The sequence below is a fragment of the Candidatus Nitronauta litoralis genome (assembly GCA_015698285.1).
Taxonomy (GTDB): domain Bacteria; phylum Nitrospinota; class Nitrospinia; order Nitrospinales; family Nitrospinaceae; genus Nitronauta; species Nitronauta litoralis.
Genome location: CP048685.1, coordinates 2093004 through 2110606 on the forward strand (window position 1 = coordinate 2093004; position 17603 = coordinate 2110606).

At 49.7% G+C, this 17603-nt stretch carries 14 protein-coding genes; 1 reads left to right on the top strand and 13 read right to left on the bottom strand.

What is annotated here, in order from left to right:
• Positions 1 to 68: 68 nt before the first annotated feature.
• The 6 genes from G3M70_09620 to G3M70_09645 all read right to left on the bottom strand — a co-directional run bounded on the left by G3M70_09620 (position 69) and on the right by G3M70_09645 (position 8916).
• Positions 69 to 2378, bottom strand: coding sequence for a TonB-dependent receptor (locus G3M70_09620; GenBank protein ID QPJ63778.1), 2310 nt, complete (start codon positions 2376 to 2378; stop codon positions 69 to 71).
• Between the two features lie 373 nt (positions 2379 to 2751).
• The gene (locus G3M70_09625) at positions 2752 to 3765 is read right to left on the bottom strand and encodes a FecR family protein (protein QPJ62112.1); all 1014 of its coding nucleotides are present in this window, start codon (positions 3763 to 3765) and stop codon (positions 2752 to 2754) included.
• A 122-nt stretch (positions 3766 to 3887) separates the two neighbouring features.
• Positions 3888 to 4403, bottom strand: coding sequence for a sigma-70 family RNA polymerase sigma factor (locus tag G3M70_09630; protein QPJ63779.1), 516 nt, complete (start codon positions 4401 to 4403; stop codon positions 3888 to 3890).
• Between the two features lie 542 nt (positions 4404 to 4945).
• The gene (locus G3M70_09635) at positions 4946 to 5647 is read right to left on the bottom strand and encodes a response regulator transcription factor (protein ID QPJ62113.1); all 702 of its coding nucleotides are present in this window, start codon (positions 5645 to 5647) and stop codon (positions 4946 to 4948) included.
• Positions 5644 to 7278, bottom strand: coding sequence for a HAMP domain-containing histidine kinase (locus tag G3M70_09640; GenBank protein ID QPJ62114.1), 1635 nt, complete (start codon positions 7276 to 7278; stop codon positions 5644 to 5646). Before G3M70_09640 ends, G3M70_09635 begins: the two co-directional genes overlap by 4 nt.
• A 252-nt stretch (positions 7279 to 7530) precedes the next feature.
• Positions 7531 to 8916 (bottom strand): VWA domain-containing protein, encoded by a 1386-nt coding sequence (locus G3M70_09645; protein QPJ62115.1) that lies wholly within the window; start codon positions 8914 to 8916, stop codon positions 7531 to 7533.
• 243 nt (positions 8917 to 9159) lie between these two features.
• Here G3M70_09645 and G3M70_09650 point away from each other — a divergent pair, with 243 nt between their 5' ends.
• Positions 9160 to 9753 carry a TIGR00730 family Rossman fold protein gene (locus tag G3M70_09650; protein QPJ62116.1) on the top strand — a complete coding sequence of 198 codons (594 nt, stop codon included), beginning with the start codon at positions 9160 to 9162 and terminating at the stop codon, positions 9751 to 9753.
• Positions 9754 to 9777: 24 nt separating this feature from the next.
• Here G3M70_09650 and G3M70_09655 read toward each other — a convergent pair whose 3' ends face one another.
• From G3M70_09655 to G3M70_09685, 7 genes are all read right to left on the bottom strand, one after another.
• A complete protein-coding gene (locus G3M70_09655) occupies positions 9778 to 10494 on the bottom strand; it encodes a NifU family protein (protein ID QPJ62117.1) in 717 nt (238 codons plus the stop codon).
• Positions 10495 to 10568: 74 nt separating this feature from the next.
• A complete protein-coding gene (locus tag G3M70_09660; protein ID QPJ62118.1) occupies positions 10569 to 11096 on the bottom strand; it encodes a macro domain-containing protein in 528 nt (175 codons plus the stop codon).
• A gap of 166 nt (positions 11097 to 11262) precedes the next feature.
• Complete coding sequence (gene dut / locus G3M70_09665) at positions 11263 to 11682, bottom strand: dUTP diphosphatase (protein ID QPJ62119.1); 420 nt, start codon at positions 11680 to 11682, stop codon at positions 11263 to 11265.
• A gap of 859 nt (positions 11683 to 12541) precedes the next feature.
• Entirely contained in the window at positions 12542 to 14311 is a 1770-nt protein-coding gene (locus tag G3M70_09670; GenBank protein ID QPJ62120.1) for a DUF4340 domain-containing protein, read from the bottom strand.
• Positions 14308 to 15861, bottom strand: a complete 1554-nt coding sequence (locus tag G3M70_09675) for a hypothetical protein (protein QPJ62121.1) — start codon at positions 15859 to 15861, stop codon at positions 14308 to 14310. The genes G3M70_09670 and G3M70_09675 overlap by 4 nt, the downstream gene beginning before the upstream one ends.
• 4 nt (positions 15862 to 15865) lie before the next feature.
• Positions 15866 to 16642 (bottom strand): ABC transporter permease subunit, encoded by a 777-nt coding sequence (locus G3M70_09680; protein ID QPJ62122.1) that lies wholly within the window; start codon positions 16640 to 16642, stop codon positions 15866 to 15868.
• A complete protein-coding gene (locus G3M70_09685; GenBank protein QPJ62123.1) occupies positions 16639 to 17574 on the bottom strand; it encodes an ATP-binding cassette domain-containing protein in 936 nt (311 codons plus the stop codon). Before G3M70_09685 ends, G3M70_09680 begins: the two co-directional genes overlap by 4 nt.
• Positions 17575 to 17603 lie beyond the last annotated feature (29 nt).

Sequence of the window (17603 nt, forward strand, 5' to 3'; positions counted from 1 at the left end):
TGCCGCATGCGCCTCCCTTCTTTCCTTGAGTGGAACTCCAATGGATCGAAGGCCATGCATTCATCAGGTCACCATTTAAATGAATAAGTGGCGCTGATGGAACGGCCCGATCCCGCTGAGTAGCGATCATTGAAGTCGTATATCTGGGAAATGTTCGGGAAATACTGCTCATCAAACAGGTTCTTGATGCCAACACTCAGTGACCCTGTTTCGAAATTCAAGGTGCTGACCAAATCCACCAATACATAATCGTCCACAGCGCCTCTGCCAAATCCGGGCTGCCCTTTGAATCGGTCCCGGTTGCCGGAGTACAGGAATTGCAGACGGTTACGCCAGTTAGAAAGAGTTTGATTCTCGATGTAACTGGTCAGCTTTAACGGGGAAATGCGGTTGCCCAACATAAAGGAATCAAAGTTTCCATCATTATCGGAATCCAGTTCGCCTTCCATCCAGGACAAAGTTCCCCCTATACCCCACTTGTCAAACGGTTGTGCATTTACAGAAACTTCCAGGCCATAAACCCGTTCGGGAATACGCAAGAGCCCGATGAGCACGTTCGGAGAAGTCGGACTGGTGAGGGTGGAACCCAGATCGGAATCGCTATAGAACAGGGATATATCCCCCTGTACATTGGCCCAGGACCCGCGAGCCCCCACCTGGTAGGTATCGACGACTTGCGCCTTTGGCCGGATATTGTCCACCGAAGCTCCAGCAGAACCAACGGTACGCAGGACCCGGCCAATTTCAGGCACGGTGAAGCCCTGGGAGAAGGACGCGTACAGGTCAACCTCTTCGGTCAAATTATACACCGCGCCCGCATTAAACACCTCGCGCCCGTAGTCCAGGTTCCCTCCCACGACATCGAAGTTGCCTACGGTGGTGAAATTGTCCACGGCAAACAGGATCGTTTCATACCGGACCCCGCCATGAAGCGTCAGGGATTCGCCCAGGAAAACCTCGGTCTGCGCGAACGGACCCACGGTCCACTGCTCCATTTCAGGCGTGAAAAACCTTCCATCTTCCATGGGCTGTGATGTTTCTTCATAGACCACATCCACTCCCCAAAGCAGGCGTCCAAAAGAGAATAGCGGTGTTTCAATATCCAGACGTCCACCATACCGCTGCGAATCAATAAAAGTCTGTCCGCCGGTCGTGTGAGTGGGAGGCGGGAAATATCCATAGCGCGTCCAGAAATCCCGGTAATAGAGCTGAGTCTTAACAATACTTCCCATCACATCTGTATTACGGTAGTTGAGATTGAGTTGAAGATTCTCAGTTCCCGTATCCTCTCCCAGCGGAACGCCTGGGACTGCCGGGGTCTTTACCACACCGGTCAAACCCACTCCCCTTGAAAAATTCGTTTCCTGTTCGAGTTTAAAAGAGTTGGCAGAAAGTTCAAACCGTTGCTGTTCATCCAGGTCGTATCCCAGTTTTCCGAACAGGTTATAGGAGTCGGAATCCGCTATACCTCCCTGGCCGTTGGGGTCAGGAGAAATCCGGTCACCCTCGCCATCAAAAAATCCGCCGGTCTGTTCACCCGTCGCGCTCAAAATATAGTCAAGTTGTTCATGACGGCCTTCCACACGCTGAGTCAGCCGTTCGCTGGCACTTTCGCCAACCTCGGAAGGCTGAAAGCGGACTGTAAAATCTGTAGTGAATTTCGCAGGCCCTTCCTCTGCCCTTTTTGTGATGATATTGATAATACCCCCTGTGCCCCCCAGACCATACACGCTGGTTGAACCACGTAGCACCTCCACCCGTTCGATGGCCGCGGGATCTATGGTCCGTAAGTTTCGCTGGCCGTTTCGAAGGGGGAGGGTCTGTGGCACGCCATCAATCAGGACAAACAGGTTTTGTCCCCGCAAAGTTTGTCCCACTTCGGTATTGCCTTCGGTGCTGGTCCCAAGACCCGGCACGGTTTTGGCCAGGATGTCTCCCAGGTCCGTCGTCAGGTCCATTTGCCGCTGGATTTGCTCACGTCTGACAATGGTTACACTTTGAGGCGTGTCAATAAGGTTACCAACACTCCGGGTTACCCCAACTTCTATGTTCCCTAATGATATGGAATCAGCCGCTTTTGTCAGGGTGACCGTATCGCGAGCCGTGAATCGGAAATCGAGGTCGGTTCCATCCAGGATGAACTCCAGGGCTTCCCTGGGCGTGTAGGTCCCCTGGACACCCTGCGTCTTCAACCCGGTCGTCATTTTAGCGTCGTATAGAAGTTGGAGGTCCGCGGTTTCGCCGAACCTGGAAAGCGCGGAGGAAAGGTCCTGTGGAAGAATATTGAATGGCAACTTCCTGCTTTCAACGGATGGAACAGTCCCCGTGTTGGAGTCAGCATTATTAGGACCTTCCAGTGCGTAGGCTGTCGTGGTCATGATCAGCCCCAAAAATAAAAACTGAATGAGGCGCACGGATTGTGACCAGATTGGGTTGTGCCCTCCGGACCTGGCATTAAACACAGACTGTTCCTTCATCGTTCTATTTACCCCCGGTAAAAATGAAATTAATTGGGTTACAACAATAGAACGAAAAAAGAACCCTCCCCCCTGACCTAGAGGCAGCATTTTTTTTCTTGAAAGTCTCGATTAATTAATGGATCTCACTAATATAACGATGGGAAAGCCTGGTTCCCTGACTTAAGAAGTGATTATTTCTGGAAACGGATTTTTGATTTGCGCTTTTTCGCTTTTAGAAGCAGAAAAGATTGTGATTGTCCTGTCAGTAGGTGCAGATTTTTCGGGGAGGGAATTAAAGGGCAGGAGCCGGGGAGTCGGTTTGATCTATAAAGACTAAATAACTTGTCACACGATGAACGCGGATTGGCAATGTACTTTGTAATGCCCGTAGGACGGCATCGGGATCGCTGATGTCGAAAATTCCGCTGACCCTTGATGTTCGAAGTTTCTCATCAAGAATGAGGATAACCCCTTTGCGGTAGCGATTAACCTCATTGATTACTTCTCCCAGTTGCTGATTGTCGAACGCTAGTTTTCCACGACGCCAGATGGCGATTTGACCACGATCAACCGATTCAACTTCGGAAAGACCTGTATTGGAACCATAATGAATCTTCTGTCCGGGAACCAGGTTTACCTTCGAAAAATCACGGGTAACCTGCACTTCGCTATCGAGCACCTTCACTATCACTTGATCCAGCTTTTTGCGCACCTCAAATGCTGTACCCAGAGCCCGGACGGTACCCTCCCCGGCAACCACTTCGAATGGCCGTTTCTTGTCCTCTGAAACTACAAACAGGGCACCGCCCCGGTCCAGCACCAGCCGCCTTTGTTGAGGAGAAAAATCAACAGACAGGGCTGAGTCGGCATCCAGATAAACTTTCGAACCATCGGCCAGGTTCAGCGTCTTCAACTCACCGGGATTCGTGTAAAAATCACTGGCGAGATGATCCCAGGCGTCAGACAACCAGAAGCTGCCACCTAAAAAGAGCAACAACATGGCAACCAGGGAGGTTCCCCAACGAGCCATACCACCCTTATGTAATTTGTCCTGTGGAAATACGGGAGGCCGACTTACGGTTTTTTTTCTGGAACGCTTATGACCCGGCCCGGTCTTGATCCCATCAAGATCTTCCCAGACAGCTCGGATTCCCTCGTACTCAAGTGCATGGAGGGGGCTGCTAGAGCGCCAGGCTTCAAATTGACGGCGAGTGTCTTCTGTGGCATCACCGCTATGGAGCCGGGCGAACCACCTGACCGCCTCATCAGAGACCGATTTGGATTCGTCGAGAGGATTGTGTTTCATTCAGGTCTTGTTAGTTGATAAAGTGCTGGAATATTCATTAGCTATTCCAATATGCTTGTCACGGGTTCGGTGACTATTATCAAAAAGACGTTATAGAGTGAATTATACCTTACATTGTTTTATTAATTCACCTGACGCAGACGGTCCCTGCAATGAGCAAGGCCGCGAATAATATGTTTTTCCACCATATTTCGGGAAATATTCAGACGGTCTGCAATTTCCGCATGAGTGAAGGCCTCAAACTTGTGGAGCAAAAACACTTCCCGGCACCGCGGTGGCAACTCTTCGACCGCTTTACGCAAAATCGCCAGTCGCTGCTGGTAATCAATCACCCGGTCAGGCAGGGGCATGCCACTGGAGATGTTCTCAGGAACCGCCTTCGCACTGATATGCCGGGTGCGCCTTTTTTCCGAGCGGAGATGGTCAATAGCGAGGTTGGCCGCCATTTTGAACAGATAAGAACGTGGATGATCGACCACCGGCTGCTTGGAAAGCTGGCTTACACGCAACCAGGTCTCCTGGACGACATCTTCGGCGAGCAATCGGCAACCGTATTGGCGGGTCAGAAACGCTTTTATGTCTTCGTAACTTGCAACCAGAACGTCAAGTAATTTGGAATCATAATATCGATAGGGCATGGTATCGGAGAAATCTCCCCGTTCGCGCATTTAGATAACTAAATGACAGATGGTCTCCTCAGAGTTGGTAATGATAGTCATTATTATTATTTTGTCAAGCCTTTTGCTTTTTATCAACTCCGCAGTGCCTACCGATCCAACCCGTTCTTCTGCATTTGCCGGGCGGCGGCTCGGCCAAAATGGATGCGAGTGAAAGTGGCCTGCACTCGTTCTATCAATGGGTATAGTGTCCTTACAAAAGAGTTGGACGGGTATTTGCGGATTTATGAATGCGCTTAAGTGGGTAAGATTCCCTTCGGAGTCGTCCCGTCACCTGACGTTAGTGGGCATTGAAGATGGGAATCTCTATTCCCCCATGCGATCAAGGTGATCCTTGCGTGGATCGACAAGGACAACACAGCGTGGCCTCACTCGGTCCTCGGCTATCAAAGCCCACGCGAGTACCGCAAAAATTTATCTGTTTAATCTGTCCTGATTTCAGGGGGCAGTACAGTTGGGTACAATTTTGAAATGGCTGGTGCAATTAATCGCTCAGCTCAAATTTATCCCTCAAGGATTTCATACCGATAACCTACACCGTGCACGGTTTTGATTATTTCGGGTTGTTGGGGATTTTTTTCGATGCGTTTGCGTAGTTTCGAAATGTGCTGGTCCAATGTCCGGCTGGACGGAAGGTAGTCTTGTCCCCAGCAATGATTGAACAGGCTGTCTCGTTCGACAATTTTCCCGGCGTTGGTGTGCAACAGTTGCAGGATGCGCACGTCGCGCAAACTGAGATCCATGGAAGTCTCTCCACGTCGGGCGCGCAGTTCGTCCGGAAAAAGCACGAGGTCGCCAAACTCAAGTTTGTTTTCAGGTTCCGCAGGCGACGAGGCTTTGCTTTTTAAATAGCGCCGTGTCACGGCGCGAATTCGGGCAACCACTTCGCGCGTGCCGAATGGTTTCATGATGTAATCGTCCGCTCCCAGTTCCAGGCCCACTACGCGATCGATCTCTTCCGATTTGGCGCTGATGAAAATCACCGGCACGTCCTGGTTGCGGTTCCGGATTTCCCGACACAGGGAATAACCGTCTTTTCCGGGGATCATGATGTCGAGCAGCACGAGGTCGGGTTCCTCACTTTCGAACAGGGTGAGCGCTTTGTTCCCTTCTTCCGCACACACGGTGGCGTAGCCTTCGCCCTCCAGCAAATCCCGCAACCCTTCACGTATATAAAGCTCATCCTCGGCGATCAGTATTTTCATGACATTCTTTCTGCTGGTGGAGTGTGGAGTTGAACCTGGAAGCAGGCTCCTTTGTCGACGGCCTCCAGCGTTAACGTGCCGCCATGTTTGATGGCCAGTTTATGTGCGATGGGTAGTCCGATGCCCGTACCGGCAACGCCGTCTGTTAATCGTGAACTGATGCGATAGAAAGGATGGAAAATACGCCGCCGTTCCTTTTTAGGAATGCCCGGACCGTAGTCTCGTACTTTTATTGTGGTGAGATTGTTTTTTGCTTCGGACACCACATCGAGCCGTTTGCCTGCTGCACCGTATTTTTCCATATTACTCACCAGGTTGTTGAGGATTTGTTCGACCGCATCGGGATCGGCAATGACTTCATTGTTTGCACCACCGCGGAAACGAATTTTGATGCCTTTCGCCTTAAGCGTAGGCTCGAACGCGGTCAACACATTGCGGATGATGTCGTCGATTCGACAGGGTTCTTTTCGGGTGGCCGACTGTTTTTCCGCTTCGCGGGAAAAGTTGAGCACATTGGCAATCAGGCGCGACAGTCTCCGGCACTCGGTGGTGATGACACCGATGTATTGTTGTATTTTGGGATCGGAGTCCGGTTCGTCGCCCAGTTTCTCATCAAGCAACTCGGCATACAGACGTATGTTGGTTAAAGGGGTACGCAGCTCGTGTGAAACCTGGCTGACGAAATTCACCCGCTGTTGGGCCAACCGGACCTCACGGCTGTGTTCGCGGTAGAGATAGAAACCAAGGCCGAGCAGTGCCGCACCCAGGGCGAAAAATCCAGCCGCATAATTGAACCATTCCAGTGAATTGTCTCCGGCAAATCCCGGAGCAAAGTATTCGAGGTGCCAGCTGGCAAGCGGCATACCGAGAGGAAGCAGGGTGATGGGCGTATCGGATGCAAGTGGTTCATGGTTGCCCCACTGGTAGGCGGTTTCACCGGAAGAATCGATCAGCCGGATGCGGGCATTGGGCAGGCTACCGTCAACTTCTCCACCGGTGGCGGGGAGTTGTCCGATCACATCGGCCAGAAGGCGTACCGGTTCCAGTTCAAAAGCGATCAGGCCGCGTGCCGGGTCCCGCCTCCAGAAAAAATGAACCAGTTCCGAGCCGGAGTGCCAGACGAACCAGCCACGATCGTTACGCGGGTCTTCGACAGGTGCAGAAGATTTGGGGGAAAGACTGGACCTTTTGCCCGGTGCAGGTTCTTTGGGAAAGGGTTTATTTTTTTCAAGGGTCATGTTCTGATCCAGCCGGGGAATAACACCGAGAGTGCGTTCCAGAAACTGTTTTTCCTTTTCAGTGAGCGGAGCCTTTTCAGGGGGATGAAGACGCGTGCCTTCGGGGCCGAACCAGAGCACCTGCCGAATGCGGGAACGTTTTTTCAGAAATTTTCGTATATTTTCCGGTTCATCGGGCAGGTCGTTCACCGCTTGGAGCAGGATTTCCTCCAGGTTGGCAAAATAATTTTGAAGGGAAGTGTCCACGGATTTTAACTGACCTTCGATGAGGGCCTGCAGCTGGAAGTTTCGCATTTCACGTTCCTTGACGGACCGGTCGTATCCCAGCCAGCCGAGAAGAGCCAGAGGCACGATGATGATGGTCCAAAGAACAATGAGTGTTTTCAGGTTCAAGAAAACTTCCGAATAATTTTAATTCTGATCCCCTTTAATAAGGGATCATTGCTTAGGAAATTTGAGTTCAAAATTTTAATATTAGTCGGTACTAAGGAATTGTTTATGTTTTCCCTCCCCTTCAAGGGGAGGGTGCGGGAGGGGTTATGGAAACAACCTCCCCCGTACCCCCTCCTTCCATAAGGAGGGGGCCATAGAAAAAATTTACTTAGAGGCCTCTCCAAAAACAAACTCAGGGGAGGCCTCTAACGGTTAATACTGTTGCTGGGTCTCGCGTTTGTACTGGCGTTCTTTCAGTTCCTTACGTTTCTTGTTCCATTCCATGGAAGCAGGCGGCGACTGGCTGAATGCACCGGATCTGCCAGGCATTTTAGCTGCAGGAGCCTCGTCGCGGAAAACTTCTGCATCCTCTTCCGCTTCAGACATCAGGCTTTGCAGTGCTGGAGAATCGTATTTTTTGGCACTTTCCTTAAGTAGCGAAACATTTTTTTCCTGAAGCCTCTGTGCTTCTTCCACTCGGCCTTCGTCCAGACTTTTCAAAACATCCTTGCTCATTTCATTGGAGACCTGCTCTACCGCTTTTTCCATGACTTTCCTGTTGGTGGCTCGTTTGACCTCTTCCGGTGCGGCGGAGTAGCGCACGGCGGCGAGTCCCTGCAGGGCATCGCTGCGTTTTGATTTTAAATCCAGGTAGTTCACATCGACCGAGGCAACTTCACGACTTTGCCCGGCGCTGCCTTCGGGTAGCTCCACCTCCAGCATGACAAACTTTTCCTGTCGGCTTGATAATTGATTCAGGTCCACACTCACACGTTGCCCCATGATTTCATAATTGCGGCCGAGTACACGAATGGGGCGAATACCGTGTCGGCAATGGATGATGACGTTTACATCCTTGGCCACCACGGCGAGGACGTTGCTGAACTCATTGTTGAATACCGTTACCAGGTCACTGGCACTGCGTGCAAAATAATGATTGCCATCGCTGTATCCGGCCAGACGCGTCATCAGGTCTTCGTTGTAACCGTGACCCAAGCCGATGGTGGTGACGCTGATGCCTTCGCGACTGAGCGAGGAACCCAGGTTGCCGAGTTCGGAAGGAGTGGAAGGGCCGACATTGGCCAGGCCATCGGATAAAAGGATGACGCGATTGACCCGTGTTGATTCCAGGTAACGCCTGAGTTCGTGTGCACCTTTGCTGACGCCAGCGAACAAGGCGGTGTTGCCACCTGAGGAAATATTGCGGATGCGGTTCTGGAGATTGGCCTTGTTGACAACATTCTGCGCGGGTAGAATCACCCGGACGACATTATCGTAAGTCACCAGAGACAAGGTGTCCTGAGCCTCCAGCCGGTTGACTGCCATGATCGCGGCTTCTTTGGCGTATTCGATTTTGTCGCCTGCCATTGACCCGGATTTATCGAGGACGATGGAAACGTTGACCGGTGCCCGGTCGCTGTGGTGTTCCTGTCCGATCAGGGAAACTTTCAGGAAGGCTGTTTGTTTTTTTCCTGCGGTGATAACCGGAGTGCCAAGGGCGACATCGAGATTCACTTGCCGGGCCGGGGCCGGGACGGCTATCAGGCCGATGAGGGCTACCAGGCCGGCTGTTCTTAGAATGTGTTTGATTTTTTTCATGGGAGGGCTCCTGATGAATCGGGTTTCAGTTCGAGTCCGGACGATGGTTCCGTCGATCTCTTGTCCCAGAGTAATTTTTCCCCATGATCGATTGGTGAATTCGGTTTAAAAGAAATGTAAAAAGAATGTGATTTCCTGAGCAATTGATATGGACTCAGTTTATCCGGATCATCAGGCAAAACACATCACAAAAAAACAGCGGTTGACCCGCAAGTGTGATTAGAAGGCCATTTTCAACGGTTCATGTGGTTCCAAATGGTTAAAACAGGTTTACCCATTCAATCGGTTTGCGTGTATTGCGCTTCCAGCCAGGCGGTGAGTGATAACTATAAAAAGGTGGCTCGGGAACTGGGCCAACTGATCGGTGATTCGGGTTATGAATTGATTTATGGAGGCGCGTCCATTGGGTTGATGGGGGAGGTGGCGCGGGGTGTCCACGAGCGGGGAGGCCGGGTTGTGGGCGTGTTACCCCGATTTTTCTTAAACAAGGATATCACCTACGAGGCGGCGGATGAATTGATCGTCACCCAGGATATGCGGGAACGTAAATCGATAATGGACGGGCGCGCCGATGCTTTTATCGTGTTACCCGGTGGGGTGGGCACGCTTGAGGAAGCGATGGAAATCCTGTCCCAGATTCAGTTGAAACAGACCGCCAAGCCGCTGGTGTTTATCAATACAGAAGGATTTTATCACCAGCTGGAACGTTTTTTCCATCATCTGGTTGATCTGGATTTCGCGAAACAGGAGATGTTGCAACTGTTCGGGATGGAGGACAATCCAGTCGCGGCCGTGGAATATATCCGGAGCCATTACGCAAAGCGAAGCCGGGATTGATTTTGCCGGGAAAGAATTACGGGCCTAGGCGGCGTGGGTATCGACTGTTTTTACGGTCAGGTTTTTGTGCAGTGTGTCTTGCAAAAACGTTTCGATGTATTGCAGGGTGCCGGTGGTTGAACTCGGGCAGGTGCCGCAAGCGCCCTGATAGTGGATTTGCACCACATCACCGTCTACACCAATGAGCGTGATGCCGCCACCGTCGTTGGCAAGTGCGGGTCGGATAGCGTGATCCAGCACGGCATCAATGATTTTCCCCTTCTGCTCATTATCGAAATTCGGGAAATCTTCAACATCGACTTCTTCGAGCAGGCTTTTCGCTGTTTCTTTTTCTACGGGTTGCTCGTCTTCATCCGCTTTTTCGTAATAGACCAGGTTTTTCTCTAAAGCTTCCTGAAGAGCCCCCATCACAGAAGTCCAGTTGATGGTAGAGCTTTTGGTGACCGTGACAAAATTTTCCTTGAGGAACAGGCTTTCCACTCCAAAAACCTTGAACATGGTTTGAGCGAACGCATCATCTTTAGAGGTGTCGGGGGAACTGAACGTTCGGGTACCGCCGGGCCGAACCACGGGATGGCTCATAATGAATTGGCCAGCTTCCGGGTTGGGGGTTTGTACAAACCGAACAACCTTGAACTGGCGTTTGGTTTCGCCTTCTTCCGGATCGCTCAGCCGGTCTTCGCCGGGCCGGGGATGTTTGGGGCCAAAGAGATCGCTTAAAAAACGGGTGATTTTGGTCATAAGGTAGAGTCCTGCAATGGGTCAATCGGTCAGCATTAATTATAGACGATTTCGATCTGAGGCACCACAAATCCTTAAACCTGGGCTTTTTTTAACTCCGCAGAAAAAACCTCAAAGGTGCGGGTTTCGAAAAGGCAAAATCGGACCAGAGTGATTCCTGTATTACCTTTAAGGTAGCGGATAACGGTTTCCAGCATTATCCGGGCACAGGCTTTGACGGGAAAACCGAAAACTCCGGTGCTGATTGCAGGGAAGGCAATGGACTGGATATTGTATTCATCGGCTCTCTTAAGGCTGTGAAGAGTGGCACCCTGTAGTTTGTCCTCTGCATCGTCTTCACCTCGTCTTGGCCCGACTGCATGGATCACATATTTCGTATTTAACTGCCCGGCCCCTGTCACCACGGCCTGACCAACAGGACAATGACGCAAAATATCGCACTCCTCCTGAATAGAGGGTCCCCCTTTTATTCGGATAGCACCGGCAACTCCGGCACCAAGGGCGAGGTCGGAATTGGCAGCATTAACGATTGCCTCTACCGAACTTTCCGTAATGTCTCCCTGCGTCAATTCGACCCAGGATTTATTGATATGTAATTTCAAGAAAAACTCAAAAGCACATAGGGTTATAAAAAAGCGGGTTTTTTCTGAGTGTGTTGCTATCTTAACGCCCTTTCAGGCAAATATCAAATATCGGAAAATATTATGTAATGGAATCCATCTCATATTTTCAGGGAAAGGCTTAATCCGGGATAATCAAAACGCCCTATTATTGACCTGTAGACCCAAAACCCCCGGTACCACGCTCTGAATCAGGAAGCTTATCTACTTTCCTGAACAAGACACGTTCAACCTTTTGGACAAGAAGCTGGGCAATCCGATCTCCCTTTTTTATCGGAAAAGCCTCATCTGAGTGGTTAAAAAGGAGGACTTTGATTTCTCCACGGTACCCGGAATCAATAACCCCGGCGCCGCTATCAATCCCTTTTTTCACAGCCAGTCCACTGCGTGGCCAGACCAGTCCGACAAATCCCTCCGGAAGAGCAATACTGATCCCTGTTGAAATCAGTTTACGGCTGCGTGGGGGTAAAACATCATCGACGGAAGATCGTAAATCAGCCCCGGCATCTTCAGGTTGGGCGTATTCCGGCAACACTTCCCCCTGGACGGGGCAATCATAATCAGTCATGTCTGAGGAGTCTTTAAAGTGGTAAGGGAGAATGGTTTAAAAGTTTCGGATTCCGCCGATTTCAACATGTGGAACACATGGGTGTATCGGTGAGGAAACAACCCTGTGCCGTGTCCTTGGCAAAGACTCGGTGTATGCATGTCAAAACTCTGGATAAAATCAAACGCCGAAATCGGCGGAGTCCGAAACAGAAAGGATGGCGGGTTACTTGATCACCAGAACTTCCGAAGAAGTACTGAAAATCCGGATCGAGTCCCCGTTTAACGCCGCTTGGCTTGATTGTTGGAGCCGATTGAGAAGATCTCGGCCGGCGCTCAATACATTTGGGGATTTATGGAGGGGCCTTTGTTGTCTTTTTCCAATCCGAAAACCGGGGCCAGACAACGGAAAAACGGAAGACACGCCCTTAGTAACCCGCCGGTCGGGGCAGGGTATCGTTTCCAGCCTGTGACTGGATTTAGCCATCGTTGAACACTCATTTCAGTAAGTGTGGTGGCCCAAAAGGCCTTTTTTTCGGAGAAGAGTACTTCTCCTGTATGTTGTATAGCAAAGAGAAAAATACCACCATATATTGTGCCAGTCAAGAAAATTATAAAAATAATTCTCAGAAAACGCTTTAAGCTTTAATAAATAAAGGGTTAACTGTCAATTTTTGTCCTGTGGAAAACGTCAAATTTATTTCTCCCCTAAATATTGCGGTAATTTCCCATATATACCCCAATGGATTGGATAGGTTTTAGTTTGAAAAACTAAATGGTAAGAAGAGATCTCAATTTGGAACATTAAATATCAAAATTTAACGAAATATCTAAGAAACAAGAGGTTATGGATTTATAACTGTTTTTGGGCAAACTGAGGTTTATTGTTCTTGTGCCAGCTGGAATTTTTCCAGTGTTTTGGGGATTTCGTTCAGAAACCGGTCCTGAATGTGTACTTTTCGGGTTGGATCTTCAGTTTTTGCCCAACGGAGTTTTGTGTCCTCCACAGCATTTCCAACAATTACGGTTGCCAGTTTGCTTCCGTTTTCATCTGAAAGGGAAAGAGTAAGCGTTGGGGAATCAAAACCTGTTTTTTCGGAACCTGTTGATGGGAATTCCTGCTCAAACTGTAGGCTGTTGACAGTCCATAGAATATCGTTGCCGATGAAGGGTTTCAAGGGGTCAACTTTTTCCGGTTTCAACAGCGTCCAGTTTTTTCCGGCACGCTTTAGTTCAAAAGTTTTATCGGGGTATTTTAAAACGATGTGGTGAACCTGATCAGAATCAATGGATACCAGGCTTCTATCTCTGAGATCCTTAAAGGCCCGAAACAGTTTATTTACTTTTTCCGTTTCCAAAACAAACACACCACCATCAAGGCTGCGTGATAGAAAATACTGTTTGCCATCGAGATTGGCGTTTCCCAGATGAAGCGTTTCTGTGTCGCCATTTTTTTTCTTAATGGTGAGTGATTGCTTTGGGTTTTCAAGTCCAAAGTTCTCCTTGTTACCAAAAGTCATGAAAGCGATAGCACGGGTGTCTTTCAAATCAAACAGGAGGCTGTTGACTGCCGCCTGGTCGGCATCGACTTGGGTGGGATGGGTTATCTTCCAAACCGGTTTTTCGCCTTCCTCTTTGTTGATCACAACAGTTCGGTTATTCTCCCCCTCTTCACTGGTGATTTGAATCTGAACGATTTCATCTTCCTTGAAAGTCAGAACACGTTTGTCGATGAGATCAAGGTAATTGGTTTCAATAGCCGCTTTCACCCGGTTTTCAACTGCGACAACATTGGATTTATTTTTTAGTTTGGCGTGGAATGTGTTTTCTCCCTGGGCAGTTCCCAGGTCAAGCCCCCATGAGTTTTCTTCATCGGAAAAACGGGCCAGATGTTTTGGCTTGTCCAGCTTATAAATTGTCAGATCTGAGGGCGTTTCTTCGACAAACGCCTGGGCCCTTGCATGTCGGATTTGATTGATCAGGTTTTCAATTGCGGCTTTATCGCCAAGCGCCTCGATCGGCCGGGAAATATGCCATTCGTCTTTTTCCTTTTTTATTGACAAGGTGCCGCCCGGTCGTTCAAGGGTCACCTGGGTGATCTTTTCCGTTGGGAAATCCAGCAGGGTTTTGCTGCGAAATTCAAAAAGAGTTTTGGCCCAGTCTTTTTGAAACCCCGGGACGAGGATCACGCGCGGGTTGTCATCAACCTTGAAATAAGCTGAATGGCCAATGGGGGAGGGGGAGCCTATATGGACTGTCTTTTTGCCAAAACTTTTTTCTTCGAGGGTGATACTGATGGCTGGGTCCTTGAGTCCGAACTGAGACAGGTCTTCCGGATTTTCTTCGACAACCCGAGTGTGGCGGGCTTCTTCAAGTTGTTGGAGCATACCATTGAGGAGCATGTGGTCGCCCAGCGTCTCCAGCGGTTTCTTCAGCTTCCAGGTGAGCTTTTCTTTTTCGGCCACCACGGTGAGCTCGCCGTTCTTGTACGTCAGCCGGTGAACTTTGTCGAGCAGGTATGGAAGGACTCTTGCCGACTCCCGGGTTTCCTTGATTTTTTTTTCTTCCCGGGGGACATCTATGAAAAAATAATACCCTGCCAGACCGCCTAGCAGAACAAGGGTCGCCAGGGTTCCTGCAAACTGTTTCATAACCTCCTTCTCTTGAGCCAGATACGAAAGCCGATCAGGAGAGCTACACCAGGAATCATGATATTGCCAACGGCAAATATGAGTTTACCCTGAACATCGGTGAGCGCGAGTGGAGAGCTTTTGCGTTCCTTGGGTCGAATAGAAATCAAGTCTTCTTCTTCCATGAGCCAGGCGGCTGAATTGGAGAAGAAATCCTTGTTGCCGTAAAGATTCAGATATTGATTGTTTGCAAAATCAGAATCACCAATCATGACCAGGTGGGCGTTTACTGTTTCGGGTTGAGTGGAGCTGTCTTCATTTGAGTCTGAAGTTTTGTTCCCGGAGATAGTTTTTGTAGAGGCCACCGCTACGGGGACCGGACCTTTTCGATCCTTTCCCTCTTCCAGTTGAATTTTTTCAGATCGGTAGTCACTTTCAGCCCAACTTCCTGCCCCTGAGAATAAAAATTCCTGAGTGTCGACACCATCCGCTTCGGTTTTTGAAACAGATCGGAGCAATGGGAATATGGTTGCTGTCCCGAAATTATTGGTGATGCCGTGTTTGCCATATTCCTTAATGATGGGGGCAAAAAAATCACTTCCATATAAACGGGACAGTGGGTCGACAATCACATCATCCTGGAGCTCAATTCCCCAACGTCGGAGGAACGATCCTGTTCCCGGCTCTTCCTGTGGGTCGAGCATCATGAGGACGGAGCCTCCTTGATTGAGATAGGACTCGATGACTTCCTGCTCTACCCGGGGAATAATGTTTTTCGGGCCGTTAATAATTAGCAGGTCAGCATCTTCAGGAACTTTTGCCGTTTGGGCCAGCAGAACTTTGTCCACTTCAAATCCGTCCTGTTCCAAGGCTTCCCTGGCTTTTGAGTAGCCATTCTTTTCTTCGCTTTCGATATCCGGTTCACCGTGGCCTTCCAGGAAATAAACTTTCTTCCTGTTCTTGTTCGACACCTGAAGGATCGCGTTGGTCAGGTTTTCTTCATTAAGAATTTTTACGATCGTACTCTTTTCACCGCTTTCCACCACCACTGAGCTGTAAGTTGTGATACCGCGTTTCTCAACCAGGGCCGGATTCCGGTCAGGATCAATCAATTCAAATTTGATGTGATCGGATTCTGCACTGAAGGTGCTCATCAAATGCTTGAAATGATCCCGGGATAAATCCATCCCGGTAAAAAATCCTATGAGCTTTACATCCTGTTCCAATCCTTTGAGGATCTTTGCAGACTGGGGCGCAATGGTGAACATACCGGTTTCGGTGTAGTCGAGTTGCACCTTATGGCGGAACACCAGGAGGTTTGAAAAAACAAGAACTCCGGACACGACTAGAACCAGAACCGTGGCGTTCATTCCATAAAGCGTTTGCCTGGATTTCAAGGCCTTTTTCAGGTTCGACCAGTCCCCTGCAATAAAAATAATGGCATTGACCAGAGCCAGTCCCGCAAAAGAATAAAGGGACAACGTGAAATGAGGGAAGAACGTGAAATTAAGGAGCGCGCATATTCCTGAGATAAGCGCGGTCCATCCAGCAAAAGGCATCATTATGTTCATCGCATCACCTCCATCGCCTCGACTCCAGCACCCGGTGGGTCAGGAAAAGGAAAAACAGGGTGAATGAGATGTAGTACATCAGGTCACTGGTGTCGATTACGCCCCGCGTAAAATTCTGCAGGTGGCTGGACAGGGATAAATATTCCAGAATTTGGGCCATGCCCGGGCTGCTGGACTGTGACTGCCATCCAATGATCCACATCAGGAAAATGAAACCGAAGGTGATGACGGCAGCGATCAACTGGTTGTCGGTGAGGGATGATGCGAAAAGTCCCATGGAAATGTAACACCCCGTCATCAGCAACACCCCAAGATAACCAGTCAGGATGGGACCCATTTCGGGTTGTCCCATGACCAGGATAAACACAACAAAATAGGAAGAGCCGAGGACCAGAAGTCCCAGTACTGAAAGGCAGGCGATAAATTTCCCGGCGACAATTTCCCAAAGCCGGATGGGTGCGGCCAGAAGCAGGGGAAATGTTTTTTGTTTTTTTTCTTCAGCCAGACTACGCATTGTGACCATTGGACTGAATAACAACAGAATGAAAGCCATTAATCCGAGCAGCGGTTCAATGACATCAGAGTTGATGTTCAGTGGTGGCGTTCCCTGTTGTTGCATTTGCATCTGGGTCGCCTGGAAACTTGCGTAGCTGAATGCATCAAGCGTATTGGTTGTGATGAATCCCATGATTCCGAGGAAGACGGTCGCTAAAAGATAGAAGACAGGAGAGGTGAAATATCCCTTTACCTCACGAAGGCCAATAGTGAAAGCGTTCCTCATACTTCCACCTCACTTTCTTCCGTAGTCAACTGCAGGAAAATATCTTCCAGAGATAACGATACGGGGCGCAGGGATTCGAGACCCCAGCCCTGTTCCAGAACAAGGCGTGCCACCTCCTCCTGAGGCAAACTTTCCGGTTGGCACTCCAGAATGTATTGATTAGATGATTGAACTGTTGCCGAGATCACGGGGGCCAGGGAATTTAGTTTTTCGACAGCTTGTTCCGCATCCTTCCTCAAGGTCAATTCCAGTCGCTGTGTTTTATTGAGGGAAGCCGTTAATCCTTCGAGGGTGTCCATAGCTGCGATCTGTCCTTCGTGGATGATGATGACGCGTTGGCAGGTCTGAGTCACTTCCGGAAGAATATGGGAACTGAGCAGGATCGTGTGCTCCTTTCCCAGGTCACGAATCAAATTACGGATTTCAATGATCTGGATCGGGTCAAGCCCGATGGTGGGTTCGTCCAGAATCAGAATATCTGGATCATGGACCATGGCCTGCGCCAGCCCGACGCGTTGCTGGTAGCCTTTAGACAGGCGGCCAATAATGCGTCCCCGTACGTCGCCAAGCATGCAACGTTCGATAACGGAGTTTACAGCTTGCTTGATTTTGGCAGATGGGACCTGGTGGATTTTTGCGGCAAATACCAGGAAATCGCGAACCACCATATCCTGATAGAGAGGAGGGTTTTCCGGTAGGTACCCGATTTTCCTCCGCACTTCCAACGGATTTTCGAAAACATCGTGACCATGCACCCGTACTGAACCGCTGGTGGCAGGAAGAATGCTGCACAGGATATTCATGGTGGTGCTTTTGCCTGCACCGTTGGGGCCTAAAAAGCCCACAACTTCGCCCTGGTTGACTTGAAAGGTCAGCCGGTCGACCGCGAGTCGAGGCCCGTAAGATTTTGTCAGGTTTTCTACTTCAATCATGAATCAGGCAATTAATACAAGCCGGGGCA